The organism is Chryseobacterium vrystaatense (assembly GCF_000737765.1).
GTDB classification, from domain to species: domain Bacteria; phylum Bacteroidota; class Bacteroidia; order Flavobacteriales; family Weeksellaceae; genus Chryseobacterium; species Chryseobacterium vrystaatense.
On the sequence record NZ_JPRI01000006.1, the window covers coordinates 119787 to 138732 of the forward strand.

At 34.9% G+C, this 18946-nt stretch carries 15 protein-coding genes; 4 read left to right on the forward strand and 11 right to left on the reverse strand.

Translation table 11 applies throughout. The features are described 5' to 3' along the window. Positions 1–187: 187 nt before the first annotated feature. The 11 genes from IW16_RS26165 to tilS form a co-directional block, all read right to left on the reverse strand. Entirely contained in the window at positions 188–1738 is a 1551-nt protein-coding gene (locus IW16_RS26165) for a T9SS type A sorting domain-containing protein (RefSeq protein ID WP_073175482.1), read from the reverse strand. Positions 1739–1892: 154 nt separating this feature from the next. Further along, positions 1893–3959: a protein-disulfide reductase DsbD family protein gene (locus tag IW16_RS16335; RefSeq protein WP_034746641.1), complete on the reverse strand. Its 2067-nt coding sequence runs from the start codon at positions 3957–3959 to the stop codon at positions 1893–1895. Between the two features lie 602 nt (positions 3960–4561). Further along, positions 4562–6961: an outer membrane beta-barrel family protein gene (locus IW16_RS16340; protein WP_034746644.1), complete on the reverse strand. Its 2400-nt coding sequence runs from the start codon at positions 6959–6961 to the stop codon at positions 4562–4564. Between the two features lie 17 nt (positions 6962–6978). Beyond that, positions 6979–9159 carry a peptidase domain-containing ABC transporter gene (locus tag IW16_RS16345; RefSeq protein ID WP_034746648.1) on the reverse strand — a complete coding sequence of 727 codons (2181 nt, stop codon included), beginning with the start codon at positions 9157–9159 and terminating at the stop codon, positions 6979–6981. An 8-nt stretch (positions 9160–9167) separates the two neighbouring features. Next, complete coding sequence (locus IW16_RS16350; RefSeq protein ID WP_034746651.1) at positions 9168–10103, reverse strand: glycosyltransferase family 9 protein; 936 nt, start codon at positions 10101–10103, stop codon at positions 9168–9170. After that, a complete protein-coding gene (locus IW16_RS25780; protein ID WP_051890367.1) occupies positions 10103–10885 on the reverse strand; it encodes a hypothetical protein in 783 nt (260 codons plus the stop codon). Before IW16_RS25780 ends, IW16_RS16350 begins: the two co-directional genes overlap by 1 nt. Positions 10886–10896: 11 nt before the next feature. Further along, the gene (locus tag IW16_RS16360; protein WP_084694570.1) at positions 10897–12096 is read right to left on the reverse strand and encodes a radical SAM protein; all 1200 of its coding nucleotides are present in this window, start codon (positions 12094–12096) and stop codon (positions 10897–10899) included. A gap of 70 nt (positions 12097–12166) precedes the next feature. Further along, complete coding sequence (locus IW16_RS16365) at positions 12167–12367, reverse strand: hypothetical protein (RefSeq protein ID WP_034746657.1); 201 nt, start codon at positions 12365–12367, stop codon at positions 12167–12169. Between the two features lie 312 nt (positions 12368–12679). Then, positions 12680–13594 (reverse strand): helix-turn-helix transcriptional regulator, encoded by a 915-nt coding sequence (locus tag IW16_RS16370; protein WP_034746660.1) that lies wholly within the window; start codon positions 13592–13594, stop codon positions 12680–12682. Continuing rightward, positions 13587–14156, reverse strand: coding sequence for a GNAT family N-acetyltransferase (locus tag IW16_RS16375; RefSeq protein ID WP_034746661.1), 570 nt, complete (start codon positions 14154–14156; stop codon positions 13587–13589). Before IW16_RS16375 ends, IW16_RS16370 begins: the two co-directional genes overlap by 8 nt. A 242-nt stretch (positions 14157–14398) precedes the next feature. Continuing rightward, on the reverse strand, positions 14399–15724 hold the full coding sequence (tilS, locus tag IW16_RS16380; RefSeq protein WP_034746662.1) for a tRNA lysidine(34) synthetase TilS: 1326 nt from the start codon (positions 15722–15724) through the stop codon (positions 14399–14401). A 90-nt stretch (positions 15725–15814) separates the two neighbouring features. Here tilS and IW16_RS16385 point away from each other — a divergent pair, with 90 nt between their 5' ends. The 4 genes from IW16_RS16385 (at position 15815) to IW16_RS16400 (ending at position 18942) form a co-directional block, all read left to right on the forward strand. Next, positions 15815–16648, forward strand: coding sequence for an OmpA family protein (locus tag IW16_RS16385; protein WP_034746663.1), 834 nt, complete (start codon positions 15815–15817; stop codon positions 16646–16648). A gap of 588 nt (positions 16649–17236) precedes the next feature. Further along, the gene (locus tag IW16_RS27235; protein ID WP_117590656.1) at positions 17237–17389 is read left to right on the forward strand and encodes a CCPGW family putative bacteriocin; all 153 of its coding nucleotides are present in this window, start codon (positions 17237–17239) and stop codon (positions 17387–17389) included. Between the two features lie 123 nt (positions 17390–17512). Next, positions 17513–18160 (forward strand): O-methyltransferase, encoded by a 648-nt coding sequence (locus tag IW16_RS16395; protein ID WP_034746665.1) that lies wholly within the window; start codon positions 17513–17515, stop codon positions 18158–18160. A gap of 65 nt (positions 18161–18225) precedes the next feature. Beyond that, positions 18226–18942, forward strand: a complete 717-nt coding sequence (locus IW16_RS16400) for a C40 family peptidase (protein WP_034746668.1) — start codon at positions 18226–18228, stop codon at positions 18940–18942. The last annotated feature ends 4 nt before the right edge of the window (positions 18943–18946 follow it).

Sequence of the window (18946 nt, forward strand, 5' to 3'; positions counted from 1 at the left end):
AATTTTAAATGTTAAACGGTATTTGTTGAATGTGAAAACCTATTGTAGTTTGGTGAAACGATGCAAAGTTTATACCTAAATTTGTTAAATAGCATTAATTTGAGTGAAAACGTTGTTTTTTTGTTATTAAAAAACCTTACGAGGTTTTAATTTCGTAAGGTTTTATGATACTTTAAATATTTGTATGCTATTTGTTTATCTTCAACTTCTCTGATAGTAAAATTTTCCCTTTATGTTGAACCTGAATCATATACACACCATTTGTAAACTGGGATGTATTGATATTGATCTTTTCCTCGCTGTATTTTTTGTTAAATAAATTTCTTCCGGACATATCGGTAATATTGACAACAGTTTCTCCGGATAGATGATCTAAATGAACAAAATCTTTTGCAGGATTTGGATAAATAACAGGCTTATTAATAAGGGAACTTTCTGCAGTGTTTAATTGGGTAGCGCTCAATTTTACGATCCAGGCGTCACTTTCTCCACGGTACCCTGTAATATTTCCGTCTGAAGAAAAAACCATACCTGCGAGGATATATCCCCCATCATCTGTCTGTTGAATGGAATATGCATAGTCAAAAGAACTCCCACCCAATGATTTCTGCCATTGTATGATTCCTGAGGTATCTAACTTTAAGATCCAGTAATCGAAACTTCCATGATTTCCAGTAATATTCCCATCTGCAGAACCAGTTCCCCCGGCGACTATATATCCTCCGTCAGAAGTTTGTTGGGTAGAATAGGGGTGATCCTCACCGCTGCCCCCAAAATATCTTTGCCATAATGTATTTCCGTTAGAATCTAATTTTGCCACACAATAATTAGATGTTCCAAACATTAGCGGCGTTTCAGAGTTTGTAGAATTAGACATACCGGCAACAATGTATCCTCCATCTGATGTTTGCTGGATAGACGTTGCAGTATCAGCAAGATTGCCCATCAATGATTGGTTCCACTGTATAGTTCCCGAGGCATCTAATTTTACGATCCAAAAATCTCCGCCTCCATAATTTATACTAATGTCTCCATTAGTAGAGCCACCTGTACCTGCAACAATGTATCCTCCGTCAGAAGTCTGTTGGATTGAATTAGCTCCTTCATAAGAAGTTCCACCCAGTGACTTCTGCCATTGTATAGTTCCTGAGGGATCTAGTTTTACGATCCAGTAATCGGAATTTCCATGGTTTCCTGTAACATCTCCATCGGTAGAATAAGAGTCACCGGCAATAATGTATCCTCCGTCAGAAGTTTGCTGAATAGAATTGGCCTTATCTTGATTACTTCCACCCAGTGATTTTTGCCATTGTATAATTCCTGAGGCATCTAATTTTACGATCCAGTAATCAGTATTTCCATGATTTCCTGTAACATCTCCATCGGTTGAAGAAGACTCTCCGGCAACAATATATCCTCCGTCAACGGTCTGTTTAATGGAATAGGCGTTCTCATCAGAAGTTCCACCCAGTGATTTCTGCCATTGTATAGTTCCTGAGGCATCTAATTTTACGATCCAGTAGTCGGAATTTCCATGATTTCCTGTAACGTCTCCGTCTACAGAATAAGACCACCCTGCAGCGATATACCCTCCGTCAGAAGTTTGCTGGATAGAATGTACTTCTTCCCCATTACTTCCCCCCAATGATTTCTGCCACTCTATTGCAGGTGCAGTCTGTGCTGATAGAATAGAGTAAATAGAAAGGAAAAATAGAAAAGTAAATTTTAAATATTTCATATATAATTGTATCTTAGTAATTAAGCGTGTAATTTAATAATAAAAAGCAATTGTTTTCATATCAATTAATAACTGTAGATATTCTTCTAATAAGTGTATAAAAAAAGCCTTATCAAAATGAATTGATAAGGCTTTATGATGTTGAAAGTAAATCTTACTTTGTAGTCTTATAATAATTAACTCCGCATTCTAAGAATTTTTTAAAATCCTCTTTCGGCATGTATCCGGATACCGGAGTATTGATCACTTTTCCGTCCGGGGTGATCAGAACGTAATGCGGCTGGGAATTGTTGTTGAAATTCACCTGCTGGAATAAGCTCCAACGGTCACCAATCGTTTTTACCTTTTTGATTTGCCCATCACCAAGATCGATTTTAGTTTTCTGATCTTCAGGAAGCTCTTCCTTGTCATCTACATATAACGAAGCCAGTACCACATCATTCTGCAGGATAGGAAGGATATCCGGTTCGCTCCAGACGAATTCTTCCATCTTTCTACAGTTTTCGCAACCATAGCCGGTAAAGTCGATGAGGATAGGTTTGTTTTCCTTTTTAGCAAGCTCAATGGCTTTAAAGAAATCATGTTCAGGATGCATGCCCAGAATTCCGTCTTTTTCATCATGGAAATAACTAACATTCAATGGAGGTAGAATTCCGCTTAAAAGTTGAAGTTTTGGACGCTCGGCAGGAATTAATCCCTGGATCAGATAGATCACAAAACCTATTCCGAGTGCTCCCAATATTTTTCTTGTGATAGAAATTTTCGGTTTTTTATCATCATGCGGGAACCTGATGATTCCGAATAAATATAAAGCCAGTCCTAATGCAATCACAATCCAGATGGCGATGAAAAGCTCTCTTTTCAGTAAAAATGTTTTAGATACTAAATCTGCTTTGGATAAGAATTTTAATGCTAAGGCCAGCTCTACAAATCCAAGAACCACTTTCACTGTATTCATCCATCCTCCTGATTTCGGAAGACTTTTTAAAGCCTGCGGGAATAATGCCAACAGTCCGAAAACGATCGCCCATGCCAGTCCGAATCCTGCCAGTGCAAAAGTAAGCAGCATAGGAACATTGGATGATCCTGTTACTGCACTTCCTAATAGACCTCCCAGAATAGGTCCGGTACATGAGAAAGAAACAATAACAAGCGTTAATGCCATGAAGAAAATACCAACAATTCCACCAGCTTCTTCTGCTTTGGAAGATTTATTGGCAATAGAACTTGGTAAAGTAATATCGTAGTATCCAAAGAAACTTCCTGCAAAGAAGATGAATATGATAAAGAAGGCTACATTCAGCCATACACTTGTAGAGATTTCATTAAAAACATTACCTGCAATTCCATCAATCAAATGGAATGGAACACTCAAAAGAACAAAGATCAGAAGAATGAAAAATCCGTAGATCATAGCATCTCTTTTCCCTTTTGCTTTATTGGTATTTCCTTTGGTAAAGAAAGAAACTGTGAGTGGGATCATAGGGAAAACACATGGTGTCAGTAAAGCGATTAAACCTCCTGCAAATCCTAAAAATAAATAAGTCCAGTAATTTTCATCAACTTTGTTTTCTTTAGTTCCACAATCCGTTAAAGGTTTCTGGAAATCAATGGTTGCAATTTTTAACTGTTTAGGGTCTAACTGTGAAGTTTGAGTCACAGTCACATCTCCTTTTACAGGGCTTGTAACAACCGTTTCTATAGTTTTTACTGAATCTTTTGTTGCTTCTGTTTTTGCCTCTACAGTTTCATCAGTAGCTCCTTTTGGAGTTACTTTTTGATTAAATTCTAAGGTATTTGGAGCCAGACAAACTCTGTCGTCACACGTCTGATAAGTAATTTCAGAAGTTACATCACCTGGTTTGGCAGGATCTTTTAATTTGAACTTCTGTTTAAAGCCAGCTGAATTCGAATAAAACACAATCGTTCCACCAAAAGCTTCCGAAAATTCTTCATGCTTTTTACCAACTTCGGTAAATTTGCCAATCAGTTCAATATTTTTCCCTGAAACTTTGTATTCAGTAGGAATTCCTGTATCTTCAGGAAGGTCTTTGGAATAAATATGCCAGCCACTTTCCATCGTTGCATTCAAAACAGCTTCATATTGATTGTTTCCCAGATCGTTGATCGTGAATTTAAATTTTACAGGATTCTTGATCTGTGCATTAATTCCTGCCGCTAACAATAGCAGCACTACTAAAAACCAGTTTCTAAATTTCATTTTTTCTTTTCATTAAAATTTTGAGAATACTTTGCGTTTTCTCATCCTTTGTATATCGTCTGTCCTGTCTGAAAGGGAGCACTCCAAGTACGGAGCTGCTACTGTCGGACAGGATCCAAATTTTTTGCCTTGCTAAAATAGATAATTTTTCGTCCCTAAAAAATTTAGGGATGCTCTTTTTACAGAAAAAATGAACCTGATGAAATGCATTATCATAATAAAAAGACAGATCAATTGGGGACGTACTTAATTTTAAATTAGATGAATACTTCTGAATGGTTTAAAGATTTATGAGTATTTCCAATATCGTTTTATTCTGTCCGCCGGTATGTTGTGTTTGATTAAATTTTACAGAAAGAGTTAAATGATACATACAGTTTATTTTAATGTGTGTATTTTAAATTAAAAATTTTAGAAATCTGTTGTAAGCGTATAACGATTTAAAAAGATGAATTTTTGAAAATTCTACCTTAAAAATAACGGATATCAATAATAATAAAACGGAAGGTTGATGTATGAATAAAATAAATTTCTTCATAAGTCATAATGAGGTAAATCTATAAACTATCCAACCTTTGTATTTTCTCTTAGGAATGACGGATCTATTTAGACGTTGTTCTGTCTTTTTCTTCAGAGTTTTTAATTTCTCTTGAAGAAGCTTTTACAGATTTGTTCCCGAAACTGTATACAACTGATAGCCTTACGAACCGAAGATCATCATAATTCTTATACGTTGTTTTATTATTGTTGGATAAACCTGTGTAGGCAATTCTGTTAGATTTAAAAATATCATTGGCATAACAGGTGATCTGCAATTTTTTGTCCATCAGAAAAAGTTTTAAAGCTGCATCAGTCTGAAACCCTGAGGTACTTCTGTCCAGATTGGTAACCCCCTTTGAAACACTCCATAGATTAGTACTGAAAAATAAGGTTTTTCTTTTGTTTAGGGTAATATTAATATCAGCCTTTGTTTCGAAATTCCACCCATTGAGATAGGAAAGCGTAACAGGAGTCGAAGATTGCGACTGACTGTTGAAAACGGTAATGTTGACATTGGTGTTCAGCCATGGAAATATTTTGAAATAGAAATATTGGTTGAGCCCATAAGACTGGTTCGCGATATAATTAAGGGGTGCTGTATTTTGAATTTTGGTCCCGCTGTCAAGGATATTAAGCATATCAAAGCCGTTTTTTAGATCTGAATAATACAAAGAAGTAATCATAAAATCTTTATAGCTATAAGTAAGCTCTACATTGTTCGTAAATTCGGGAAGGAGGTAAGGGTTACCTTCAGATGTAGAGTACGGTGAGAAAGTATATTTGAATGGGTTTAACAAGCTGAATTCCGGACGGTGAATCCGTTTTCCGTAATTGATAGAAAACTGATTGTTTTCGTTTAATTTGTAAAGAACATATGCGGTAGGAAAAAATTTGGTATATCTTATTTTTGATTCATTGTTTAAAGTTCCGGAATACCCTGTGGTTTCAGTGTTTTCCATTCTTAAGCCTGCCTGAATTTCCCATTTGTCGTTGAGTTCCTTATTTAATGAGAAATAGAGAGATTGATTTTTTTCTTTAAAAGTGAACTGGTTGGTTCTGTTCTGATCCAGAACTTCAGTTCCAGTGGTAAGGTCATAAAAATGAATGTCATTCTGCGTCTTGGTAAAGGAGAGTCTGGCACCATAATTTATATTAACCCAGGAGGTAGGATGCTCTACGTCCAGATTTAGAGAGTAGTTAGTGATTTTCTGATAACCGTCATTTTTTCCTGCATCAAAATTCTGTAAACCACTTAAAGCAGCTGCTGTTGTATGGGAGGCAAATAGCTGATTGGTAAGGTTTATATTGTTAAAGTAATCAAAATCAAAAGCAATTTTTTTACCTGTGGTATCAATGTCATACAGAATATGATAGTTAAAAGAATTGAACTTGTTACTTTTAGAATCTTTGTAGTTTGTATTTATCACCGAGTTTTTATCATGATCTGCATGGTCGAAAATTTTTGATTCGATTAAAGATTCTACTTCAGGTGAAGAAAAACTTCCAATATACTGGAGCCCGGTTGTCAGTTTTTTATTTACTTTATAATCAAGAGAAAGTCTTCCTGAGAAATTGTCTGCTAAAGCGGTTTGTTTGCTGTCTTCGATCCATGTGACACCGGGATATTCAATTTTGGAATAATTAAGAGGGGCATTATATCCTTTGACATAATTAAGACTTGAAGAAACGATTAATCCTTTGTAATTCAGGTTATAGTTAGCACCGTTTTTTGAAATAAAATGCGTAGCGGCCTGGCCTGTAGTATTCAGTGTAAGATTCCAGTAGTCTTTTTTTGATTTTTTTGTAATAATGTTGACGATACCGCTGTTACCTTCGGCAATGTATTTAGCAGGAGGATTGGTAATTACTTCTATACTGCTGACTTCGTCCGAACGGATAGATTTCAAATAATTGATGAGATCTTCTTTGGGAATATTTACGGGACGGTTGTCTACCATCACAAGAATTTTATCTTTACCGGTTATTTTTATGTCATCATTCTGTATAGAAATTCTTGGTGCGAGGCGCATGGCATCCATTAGATCTCCTCCGCTCGCCATAATAGAGTTCTCAACATTGAAAACAATTCTGTCTGTTTTTTGCTGTATTATTTTTTTTTTCCTAACCACAAAATCGACGGATTTAATTTCAATTTCTTTATTCTCTGCATAGAAATTTTCTATCTTATTTCCATCTAAAAAAATACTTTTTGCGGTTAAAAGCTTTTTATCCGAATAGATTTTGATATCATACATTTTATTAGCGGGAAGTTCAATAGTAAATACACCATTTTCTTCAGTGACCGTAAAGTATTTCTTTTGTTCCGGATCTGTGATGAGTACCTCTGCAGAATTAACCGGTTTTTTATCACTGTAGACATAGCCTTTTAAGTTCTGTCCAGAGATCTGGCAGAAACAAAGGAGACAAATAATTACAGGATATATGTGCTTTGTATAATTCATTAATATGTGAAGTAAATTTAATCTAATTCCAGCTGATTTTTGACAAGTTCGTAATATTTATTTTTCTTATCAAGTAATTCTCTGTGTTCTCCCTGCTCTATGACCTTTCCGTGGTCCATTACAATAATATTATCGGCATTTCTTACGGTACTTAGCCGGTGGGCGATGATCAGAACGGTTTTATTTTTAAAAAATAGTTTCAGGTTATTATGGATTGTTTTTTCATTTTTTGTGTCCAGAGCAGAAGTAGCTTCATCCAATATAAGAAAATCGGGATTTTTAAATAAGGCTCTGGCAATGATAAGTCTCTGTTCCTGTCCTCCCGACAAGTTGATTCCATAGGAGCCCACTTTGGTCTGGTCCCTTAGTGGCAATCTGCTTATAAACTCTTCAGCATTAGAAAGCTGATAAGCCATTTGTTTCAAAGCCTGATATTCTTCTTCATTATCCATGATGGTTTCTCCGGCAATATTTCCCTCTATGGTATCGGAAAATAAATATCCATCTTGCATTACTGTTCCTATACTTTTTCGAATACTTGCTGAGGTTACATTTTTTATATTAACTCCTTTTATAAAAATATCACCACTGTATCTTTCGTAGAATTTAAGGATGAGTTTTATGAGCGTTGTTTTTCCGCTTCCGCTTGCTCCTACAATCGCGGTGATTTTGTTTTCCGGAATTTCAATGTTGATATTATCAAGCACCCGGTCTGTACTGTTATAGCTGAAACTTACATTTCGGAATATAATGGAGTTTTCATTTTCCACTTCTTTCAAGTTGGCATCCTTTTCATTGTCTTCATCTTTCTGATCCTCTATTTCGCTGATCCTTTCCATGCTCAGTTTTGAGTCCTGAACATCCCTGAAGAATGAGATCAGCTGGTCGATAGGAGAATTGAGCTGCCCTACAATAAATGAAATGGTTAAAAGTTCGCCAAGAGAAAGCAGACCATCTATTACCAGAATAGATGAAACCAGGGTAATGGATAGATTTTTGATCTGGTTAAGTGCGCTGAAAGATATATACTGCTGCTGTCCTATTTTTGCAAGATCTACATTAAGCTTCAAGGCCAGATTCTGATAATTTTTCCACTGATTAAGTTTTACATCTTCCAGACCATTCAGCTTGACTTCAGTGATTCCGTTTAAAATTTCGAAGGTTAGATTTTGAATATTTGCCTTTTCCTTAAATATCAAATAATCATAAAGCCTTCTCTTTTTTAGAAAGTACAGGGAAACAGCTACTGATACTAAGGTGATCGAAATGTATAAGAAGAATAAATTGAAATTGTAAATACTCATTACGATCAGATACACTATTATCGTCAGCATAGAGAAGATGGAGGTAATACTCTGTGAAGTCATAAATGCTTCAATCTTTTCACTATCCTGAATACGCTGGTTATAATCACCCACCACTTTGGTCTCCAAAAAGTGAATAGGAAGCTTAATGAGTTTTTTGAAAAAGTTATAGATAATTTCAATGCTTATATTCCCACCCAGTTTTACGGCAATCCAGTTTCTATATATTTCTGAAAGATAGATTCCGATGTAGATGAATAGTTGTGACAATATAAGATAATAGATCATTTTTTTGTCGGTATGAGCTATTCCGTCGTCAAATATTTTCTGTGTTATAAAGGGAAGCAGAAAAGTCAGAGTATTGATTATTAATAAAGTAGCTGCTATCTTTAAAATTTCTTTTTTGTGTTTTTTTAAATATTTTGATGTGTATCCAAACAGTGAAGTTCTTTTAGGCTCGTTACTCTCCAGAAGTTCTGCAGGGCTAAGTACTACAGCGACCCCTTTGTTGTTCTTATACCAGTTTTTCTTAAAAATCTCTTTTGATACAGATAATATGCCATATCCCGGGTCTGCAATAACAGCACTTTTTTTTGTGAATTTTAGAAGGATTACGTAATGATCATTACCCCAATGCAAAATATAAGGAAACAAATCAAGATCATTGATCTCATCAAGGCCGGCTTTTATGACGTGGGCATCATACCCGATTTTTTCTGCGGCACCTTTCAAAGAATTAATCGTTACTCCCTGTTTGCCGTAGTTGCATATTTCTCTTAAAAAATTTAGATCATATTTTTTACCGTAATAATCACTGATCATCTGTATACAGACCGGGCCACAGTCCATTCTGTCTTTTTGGTAACGGAATTTAAATCTATTTTTTCTAAACATCTAATAATTCATTGAATCTTATATACACTATGGTAATCTATATCCTTAAGTTCTCTTGTCTCCGGGCATATGTAAGTATAATCTTTATTAAACCTGAAGCCGAATTCCACTTCTGAGGTGGGCCCAAACAAACCTGTGGATGGTACCTGAAACAAATCTGCCAAATGAAGAAAACAGGAATCTACACCTATAAAATAATCCGAACAGGACAGATATGCCGTAGCAATCAGAAAGGGCAGAGGTTTTCCAAAATTTATGATGCGATCTTCATATTTTTCCGCCAGTTTAATCTTTTCGAGCCCCAGTGGGATGATAAATATGTCTGAATTGTCATCAAGTATTTTTTCTAGAAATGGACGGTATAAATGACTTTCTATAGACTTTTCAGGTTCACTGTCAAAATGAACAGAGAGGTATTGTACACTTCTTAGCTTTGTTTTTTTTACCTGAGTATATATATTTTCGTAAGCTTCATTAAGCTTCGGAGGATGTGAAAAGTTTTCAATCGAAAGCTTTTTGTCAAATAAATGAACCATCCTGAAGTATAAATCAAAATTATGAATGGCAGTACTATAAGGAATCTGATTTGAAAAACAGGAGTAATATCCTGCCGATTTTTTCAATAGCGGCAATCCGTTTAGCAGGATCCGAATATCTTCTGAATAGATCCATGTATTAAGATATAAAAACAGATCGCAGTCTTGCATTTTGTCCGAAAGCAATACAGGATCGAATCTTCTTTCACCATCAGAATGATTAAACTCAATTCCAATACTGCAACGGAAATTAAATTCACTTAGAAGATACTCATTAATCTTACTGCTGTTATACACAATAGACAGTCTCCCCTCAAAGAGCTGGTTTAGTGCTCTTAAAGTAGGAAGAGCCATTATGTAATCACCAATGGCATTACAAAAGAAAATATAAGGGTTTTTAAATTCCATTAATAAAAATTGCTTCTTACGGTAAATGTGACATCCTTAAAATTGCTTCCGGCTGTAGAACCGTCATGAATTATATATTCTGTAGGTGCTATATATCCTTCAAATGGTTTGATTTGTATCCGCAACACGGGATAATCCGGATTGCTCATGAGGAAATCCGTGACAATATGGTCAATATTATCTTCTGGAAATTCAGAGCATAAATCAGTGACTGGAATATTTATAAAATAAAGATATCTGGAGCCTTTTCCTATATTGAAACAGATTCTGTTTCTGGAGTTTTTTCTTTCCGAGACCGGTTGTCTGTCCCAGGAGTCAATGTGCAGACCTACGTATTCATCACTCTGTTTGGTTGTAGTATACTCATTACCTGGTTCTATCTGTATCCCCAGATTATAAATTTCCGGAGTTAAAGACTTAGATCCTACATATTCCATAAGATCTTTCGCGAGTATCTTAAAATCTTCATGAGTGACTGTATCTTCAAGTTGTTCATAAGACTCAAGGCTGTTAAGATGAATACTCCTGATCATATTCTGTAAATTTTCAGGAAGCTGAATAATTTTTATAATTTCATTATAATTCATTCCGGCAGCGTTATTCTGATTAGTGAAAACAATAGTTTTCTCAGCATCAGAAAGCGATCTGAAAGTGTTTTTAGGAATCAGTGCTCCCTGCATGTAATTGCCGTTTCTCGGTATTTCGGTTCCTGTATTAATAGAGATAGCACTGACACTGTTTTCAGAACTGTCCGCTAAAATTCTTATTCCTTCTTTTAACATCTTTTTATTTTTTAAGCAAACGCAGTATCTAAAACTGATTTTATTTTATAGGTATCCAGATATTCTGTCTTTTCTTTATCCTTTATCTCCAACTGATTTAAAAGCTTATTTTGAATATGAGTAAAGAGTTTAATCAGGTCGGAACAGTAAATGGATGGATTGTCAAATCCATTATCAGACTTATATCTGTGGGGAATGAAACCACCGCCACATATTTCAAAAATAGGACACTGCTGGCATTGCTGGCATTGTTTGTCTTTATTTTTACTATGAATGTAAAGGTCGATAATAGGAGTTTTAGAGGCTTCTGCAAACGAAGTATGGTTTACATTCCTTCCTGTTTTTGTGAAATTTTCACCACAGATCTTTAAAGAATCCACGGGTTCAATATCGCCGTTTGTTTCAATCACAAATACATCATTCGTATCGGTTCCTATATAGTCAAAGGAAATATTACCACCCAAAAACACAATCAGAGAATACCTGAAAAACCTTATATCTATAGGTTTCTCTTCTAGAAACCAAAGGTCAAATATTTTCAACAGCCAGTCAGCATAAGGTGTTTCCTTTCTTTTATATGACAAATCATGGCTGATCATCTGAGGCGGATTATCATAATTGTGATCCGGAATCAGAAAATCTACAGAATCTATTTCGAGTAATTTCAGATGATTATACATTTCTACCGGATCAGAATTAATATTAATAACAGAAAGAATACTGACATTAATCTCATGCTTTTTTAAAATATTGATCCCTTGTATCACCCGGTCATAGGTTCCGAATCCCCGGTGATCTATCCTGTTTTCGTCATTTACCTTTTTATCTCCATCGAGACTGATGCCTATATTTATTTTGTTTTTTTTAATGAATAAAGCCCATTCGTCAGTTACTAAGGTAGCATTGGTCTGAATAGAAAAGACAGGATGTACTTCAGGATATAAATGAGCCTTTATTGTATCAATTATTTTCTGCAGATATTCCATTTTTACCAAAAGAGGTTCTCCTCCATGAAATATAAAATGGAATGCTTTAGCATCTTTTAATGTACAATAGTTCTTAGCCTGGATTGCAAGATTTTTTACGGTATCTATCGTCATATACTTGGGCTGCAACTTATAAGAAGAATCTCCCATATTATACATATAACAATATTTACAGTTGATATTACATCTGCTGGCAATTTTTATTACACTATCTATACTTTTCATAATTATGTATAAAAAAGGGAATAATAATAATATTACTTATTACCATTCCCTGTTATTGTAAAGAGAAATGTTACCCTTGTTGCTCCAGGCTTGTGCCAGGATTTAAAGTGCCACCTTTTGAAAATTTGGTTTTAATTTTTACCCATTCGCCTCCTGATAAAGAATCTCCATCCTTAAAATCTGCAGCTAATGATTTTAGAAGTTCGTTTTTTGAGTTTTCAAGAGCGTGTTGTACCTCTTTTGCGTCATGTGTTACTTTGATGTTTTTCATTTTTTGTAAATTAATTATTAATATCCTGTGAAAGTTTATAGTCATTCCACTTTTTGGACTTGCTATATATAGTCGTTTGGCCCGTTTTGTTAATTATTATCTATTGATCTTATTTCCAAAACTAGAATATTATTTTAATTTAACAACGTAATGATATCACCTAATGACCCTTAAATTAACCCTTAAATTTTCTAAGGGTTACCCTTGTTTGTTTTTAATATCTGATAATCAGTATTTTGTAAAACATGTTAAGAGCCTTCACAATCTGTGATTTAATCAGTAGAAAATACTTTCTGTAAGTAAATAATCATGTTAAGAGAGATTTTCACTCGACATACTGAGAAGTTCACGGGAAGATGCGCTTAATTTTTCGATCTCTTTTTTATTTCTGATTCCTGTTTTTTTATAGATATTTGATAAATGGGACGATAAGGCTTTCTCAGAAATATTGAGTCTGTTGCTGATTTCCGAATATTTTAAAGATGGATTATCAAGCAAAAGTGTTAATATTTCTGATTCTCTCGATGACAATTCATTAAATAAGCGTTCTTGTTTTATTTTTTTTCTTTTCGGATATAAAAAAAAGTCAATAGAACATACCAGAAACCCAAAACTGAAACAGGTCTGTTCAATCAGTTGATTATCTCCAAAAACGACAATTGTAGCTGGAAGAGATACCAACCCCAGAAAGCTCAAAAAACCATTAATATCATGAACCCGGAATAATACATGATCATTTTTTTTAAATTTTTTATACTGCTGTCTGAAAACGCCAAAGAGCGCAAGCGAGAGTAAAGCTAAAAAGAAGCCCGGGAAGAATTGTCTGGATGTTTCAAGTGACTGCGTTATTGTGTAGGGTAATATAAATAAAATGATCAGCGTTAACAATACGAAGATACCAATCCTTTCAAACGAGATCTTTTTGAAAAATGTGAGATTGTATTCATTTTTAAGATACATTATATAATAATAGGCAACTCCTACTCCTACAGTCCATGCAAGAATGTTCTGGGCCATAGTATTAATTCCGAAATTTTTGTCAGGTAAAAGTCCTTCGACAACATTATAAACCAGCCCCGAAGACATCAGAGTCAGGTATTTTAAATAATAGGCCCTGTCTTTTCTTTTTTTGACGGCGAGTCCTAATTGTAATACACAGATTGTTATAAAAAGCAGAAACAAAATGATGTATATAAATGTACTAAGATAAATTTCTGTATTAAACATAGCTTAAAAAATATAAGGGATAATCTAATTCTTGAGTCTCGTGAAAAATAGAAAAACCATTTTTTTGATAAAACCTCAGATTTTCGGGAGTTGTGGTTTCTACGTAAATCAATTTATTCGAATAAATTCTCATTGTTTCTTCCAATAGACGGGTACCTTTTCCTTTTCCCTGATCTTCAGGGATAACTCCCATGAGCCATAGATGGACAAAAGGTTCTTTTGGATGATGAGCTTTTATGAGCCTTTCACGGGTAAGAACCTTGGTGATTCTCGACAGACCGATACACTCCAGAACCAGCTGAATTTCAAGCATTATCTTTTTTATACCCGATTGCGATTTTTCCAGATATATAACACATGCTTTGCCATCATCACTCAGATATACATTTCCATAGTGAAGAGCTATATCCACCTGATACCGCATAAGTGCTTTCAATCTTTTTTTTCGGTCTCCCCCTTTCTTGACAACGAAATTAATAGAATTGGGGATCAGGATGTCAATAAAAGATTTGTACAGGATATCAACAGCTGCGTCTCTTTCTTTATAACTTACCTTTATCATTTTTATCAATACAATTTTTAGAAAACAAATAATAAGCGGTTAATATAAGTAATTTATCACTAATCAGTGATCGTGAGCCAGTAAAAATTTATACCAGATAATGCCCTGTAATTTCTGAATACTATATAATACAGCTCTATAATACAGTTCTGGCTAAGATGTTAATTTTATATCAAATAGTATTTCCCATTCTAATAAATGGACAATAGAGAAGTTTAGAAACTAGGTATAAAGGCAAAGAATTATTGAAATTCCTGATCCTTAAAATAAATTCTTAGAAGAAGTTTGGTTTCTTTGCTGGCAACAAAACGTTTATCCTGACGGAAAGGCAAGATTCCCACTACTGTATTGTTTCCGTCGCACAGTATCCATGTTTTGGTCCTGATGGTAACAGATAATTTTTCGTCTCTTAAAAATTTAGAAACTTTCTTTTTACCCGAAAACCCTAAAGGATAAAAAATATCCCCATTCCGCAGTTTTCTTAAATGCAAAGGAAACTGCAGTGTCGCGGCATCTAAACTCCATTCAAAATTAGTTGGTACCACCAAATTTTTTTCAACCATATCTGCAAGGTTGATACTGACTGAATTTTGAGAATCATCAAAATTTTCCATCACAAGGATCTCATCTCTGGTAATCACTTCTGCATTTTTATCGGTGAAAATTAATTCGTTACGACCAATTATCAGCTGGAATTTTTTTGAAAAAAAAGTGCTGCCGTTTTCAGATATGAAGATTTTGGGAATTTCCTCTTCTTTGTCAAACCCGTACTTTTTTAAAATTTCAAATTTTACGAAATCGCTTTCAAGAGACAGCCTGTCGCGGGATAAAATAATATAATCATTATTGGGTATAGTGAGTTGATGCTCTATAGCATCAATTTGCTGGCTGACAAATTCTCTGGTCTGATTCAGGTACGAAGAACTTTTTTTGAAGTTTTCCAGAAAATGATCGTTTGTTTCTAATAGCTTGGGTACTATTTCGTTTCTGATTTTGTTTCTCAGATAATCACTTTTTTTATTGGAAAGATCTTCCCGGAAATCAATATGATTTTCTTCAGCATATTCATAGATTTCTTTTTTGGAAAAACTTAAAAGTGGACGAAGTGTTTTATTGCTGCAGGCTGGAATTCCACTGAGCCCGTTGATTCCGGAAGCTTTGGAGAGATTGATGATAAACGTTTCCAGCTGGTCATTCAGATGATGTGCTGTAACCAGAAATTCAAGTTTTTCCTGATCCTGAATTTCCCTGAAAAAACGATAACGGAGTTCTCTGGCCCAAAGCTGGATCGAATTTTCCGGTTTTTTATCTTTCTCTGAAACTTCATAGAGGTGGAAGGGAATATGATTTTTCTCACAAAAATCCTGAACCGTTTTCTGATCGAGATCTGAGTCTTCGCCACGGAGTTTATAATTGATGTGGGCAACCTGATAAGTAAGTCCTAAACCCTGAAATAAAGAGGCTAAAACCATAGAATCGGCACCGCCGCTTACCGCCAGAAGATAGCCGTGGTTTTCCGGATTCCGGACAAGGTTTTCAAGCTGATTTTTAAAACTGAATTTTTCCAAGATGTCTGTTGGGAATTTCTTTTATGCAAAGATAATCCATAAAATTCAATTCAATTTTCCTAACTTTGATTCGTCTAAAAATGATTACTTATGAAGATTATTAAAATTTTAGCAGTTTCTGCGATGGCGTTGGGATTGACCTCTTGTGTCAGTAAAAAGCAGTATGATTCTTTAAGCTCAAATTATAAGCAGTGTATTGAAAATATTGGAGAAAGACAAAGAGAAATTCAGGATTTGAAGTCTCAGAACTCTGCATTGTCAGGGGAGAATAATCTTTTAAAAAGCCAGCACGATGCTTTGAAATCGTCTTTGGATGCATGTCTTTCAAATACGGGGAAAAGCTCTGCTAATATTGATAAACTGGTAGGAGAGATCAATGCTTCAAACTCATATATCAAACAGCTGATCTCAAATAATGCGAAGAATGACAGTCTGAATATGGCGTTGTCTAACAAGCTGAAAAGATCTCTGGATAATGTAACAGATGACGATGTACAGGTGAAGGTATTGAAAGGAGTGGTGATGATTTCACTTTCAGATAAGATGCTTTATAAAACAGGGGACTACAATGTGTTGCCTGCCGCTCAGGAAGTATTGGGAAAAGTAGCTAAAGTAATCAATGATTACGATAAATATTCTGTACTGATTGAAGGTAATACAGATAATGCTCCATTAAGTTCTCCTAACTTGCCAAGAGACAACTGGGATCTTTCTGCATTGAGAGGAACCTCTATTGCAAAGGTACTTCAAACTCAGTTTGGTGTAGATCCGGCAAGAATCACAGCAGGTGGACGTTCTGAATACAATCCTAAAGCAACGAATATGAGTGTTTCGGGAAGAGCAGAAAACAGAAGAACGGAGATCATCATTATGCCTAAGCTTGATGAATTCATGAAATTAATGGATATTGCTCCTAAGAAGTAATTGAAACATAAAACATATCAAAAAAATAAATCCCGAAGTAATTCGGGATTTATTTTTTTAGTCAAATTAATTCTTCTTTTTTCAATAACGAGATAATTCGCTGCAAAAATGAATTGGATATTTCGGTCTTAGTTTTTTGGGACGAAGAATCCGCCTTGCCTTTCGGCCCTGCGGTCTTCTGATTCTCAATGTTATTTAGTTTTTCCTCTGCATTCATTTCCTTTTTTCTTAGTGTTTTTACCCCTTGTTCTCTGCAAATGTATAACTCTATTTGACACAAACATATCCGTGTTTTTACGGTATTTTGCATCGTGGTTTTCCCGGGGATTACTGAATTAGTGTTTCCTTATTAACGAAATAAATAGTCTGTAATGCGTTGTTTCACGCATAAACAAAAGGGAAAATATAATAGGTGAGGAACTATGAGTGCAATATCTGTTATTGATTTAATAAGTGATTGATGGTTTATATTAATTATATTATTCATTTAAAAAAGAATGTTTATATTTAAATCTCCTTAAAGAGATATAAAATATAGAGCGATCCGAAAATCTTAAAGAGTAGGAAATTAATACTAAATCAAACAATATGAAAAATCAAAAAAAACTTTCAAGAGAACAAATGAAAAATGTACAGGGTGCTATCAGAGACTGTAATCCCCAGATAATTTGTCGTGTTACTAAAGACTGTTGTCCGGGTTGGGTATGTGGTTCACCAGGTCAGTATTGTATAGCTCTGTAATGGAGCAGTAAATATTTGGAAAGGAGGGAAATTTATTTCTCTCCTTTTTTATGGGTAGTAAATAGAGATATGGAATTCAAAAAGGAATTTTAAAATTGTTAAATTTGTTTAAATAAAAATTTTATGAGCTTTTTTGAAGAAAAAAATCCTGAAATGGACAGGTATCTGGAAACACATGCTTCCACAGAACCTGAAATTCTGAAAAAACTGAGAAGAGAGACCTTTCAGAAAACAACCCAGCCTCACATGATATCTGGATATCAGCAGGGAAGACTTCTGACGATCATTTCCCAAATGCTGCAACCTGAAAATGTACTGGAAATAGGAACTTTTACAGGCTATGCTACACTTTGTCTGACATCGGGTCTGGCTAAAGGCGGAAAAATCACGACATTGGATGTGAATGAAGATCTTGCTTATCTGCCAAAAAAATACTTTTCAGAAAGTGAATATGCAGAACAGATTGATTTCAGACTTCAGGATGCCAAAGAATTTTTAAGGGAAACCGATCAGATTTTTGATCTTGTCTTTATTGATGCTGATAAGGAAAACTATGCAGAATATTTTAGGCTCATCAAGCCCAGAACAAAATCAGGTTCTGTCGTGATGTTTGATAATGTGCTGTGGTATGGAAAAGTACTGGAGGAAAATCCTAAACAGAAATCTACACAGGTCATCAAAGAACTGAATGATTTGATTGCAAAAGACGACGATTTTGAAAATCTTATTTTACCTTTGCGTGATGGAGTGAATTTTCTGAGAAGAAAATAAGATATCAGACACCAGCAACAGGTATATCTAAAAACTGTTGTCTTAAATCTATCATCTAAAAAATTATGAATAAAGGAATTTGTAACGTTACAGTAGCACCAGTTCGCGCAGAAAATTCTGACAAGGCGGAAATTGTTACAGAAATATTGTTTGGAGAAAGTGCAGATATTTTGGAAGCGGTTAAAAACTGGACCAGAATAAAAATGCACTATGATGGATATGAAGGATGGATAGATACCAAACAGCTAAAGCCTGTAACAGACGAAGAACTGGCTAAAAGAAAAGTGACCGTAGTCACTGAGGATTTCGCTTCAGTATTGATGAATGATGGCAAAACACTTCTTTCAATGGGGTCTGAAGTAGAATTTCCGGCAGTTGCTTCAAGAAGGAGTCATGATCTTCGCGAAAGTATTGCGATGGCAGCCCGAGAATTTCTTAACGTTCCTTACCTATGGGGTGGAAAAAGCTTTTTTGCTGTAGACTGTTCAGGTTTTACACAGCTGGTATACAAGATACATGATATTAAATTGCCCAGAGATACTTATCAGCAGGCGGAAGTAGGAGTGCCTTTAACTTTTGTTGAAGAAAGTCAGCCGGGAGATTTAGCTTTCTTTGAAAATCCTGAGGGTAAAATTATTCATGTAGGCATTATGCTGGAAAACCAGAAAATTATTCATGCCTCCGGAAAAGTGAGAATAGATATTCTTGATTCTACGGGGATCTTCAATAAAGAAATGAATAAGCATACCCATAAACTGAGAGTGATCAAAAACGTACTTTAGCTTC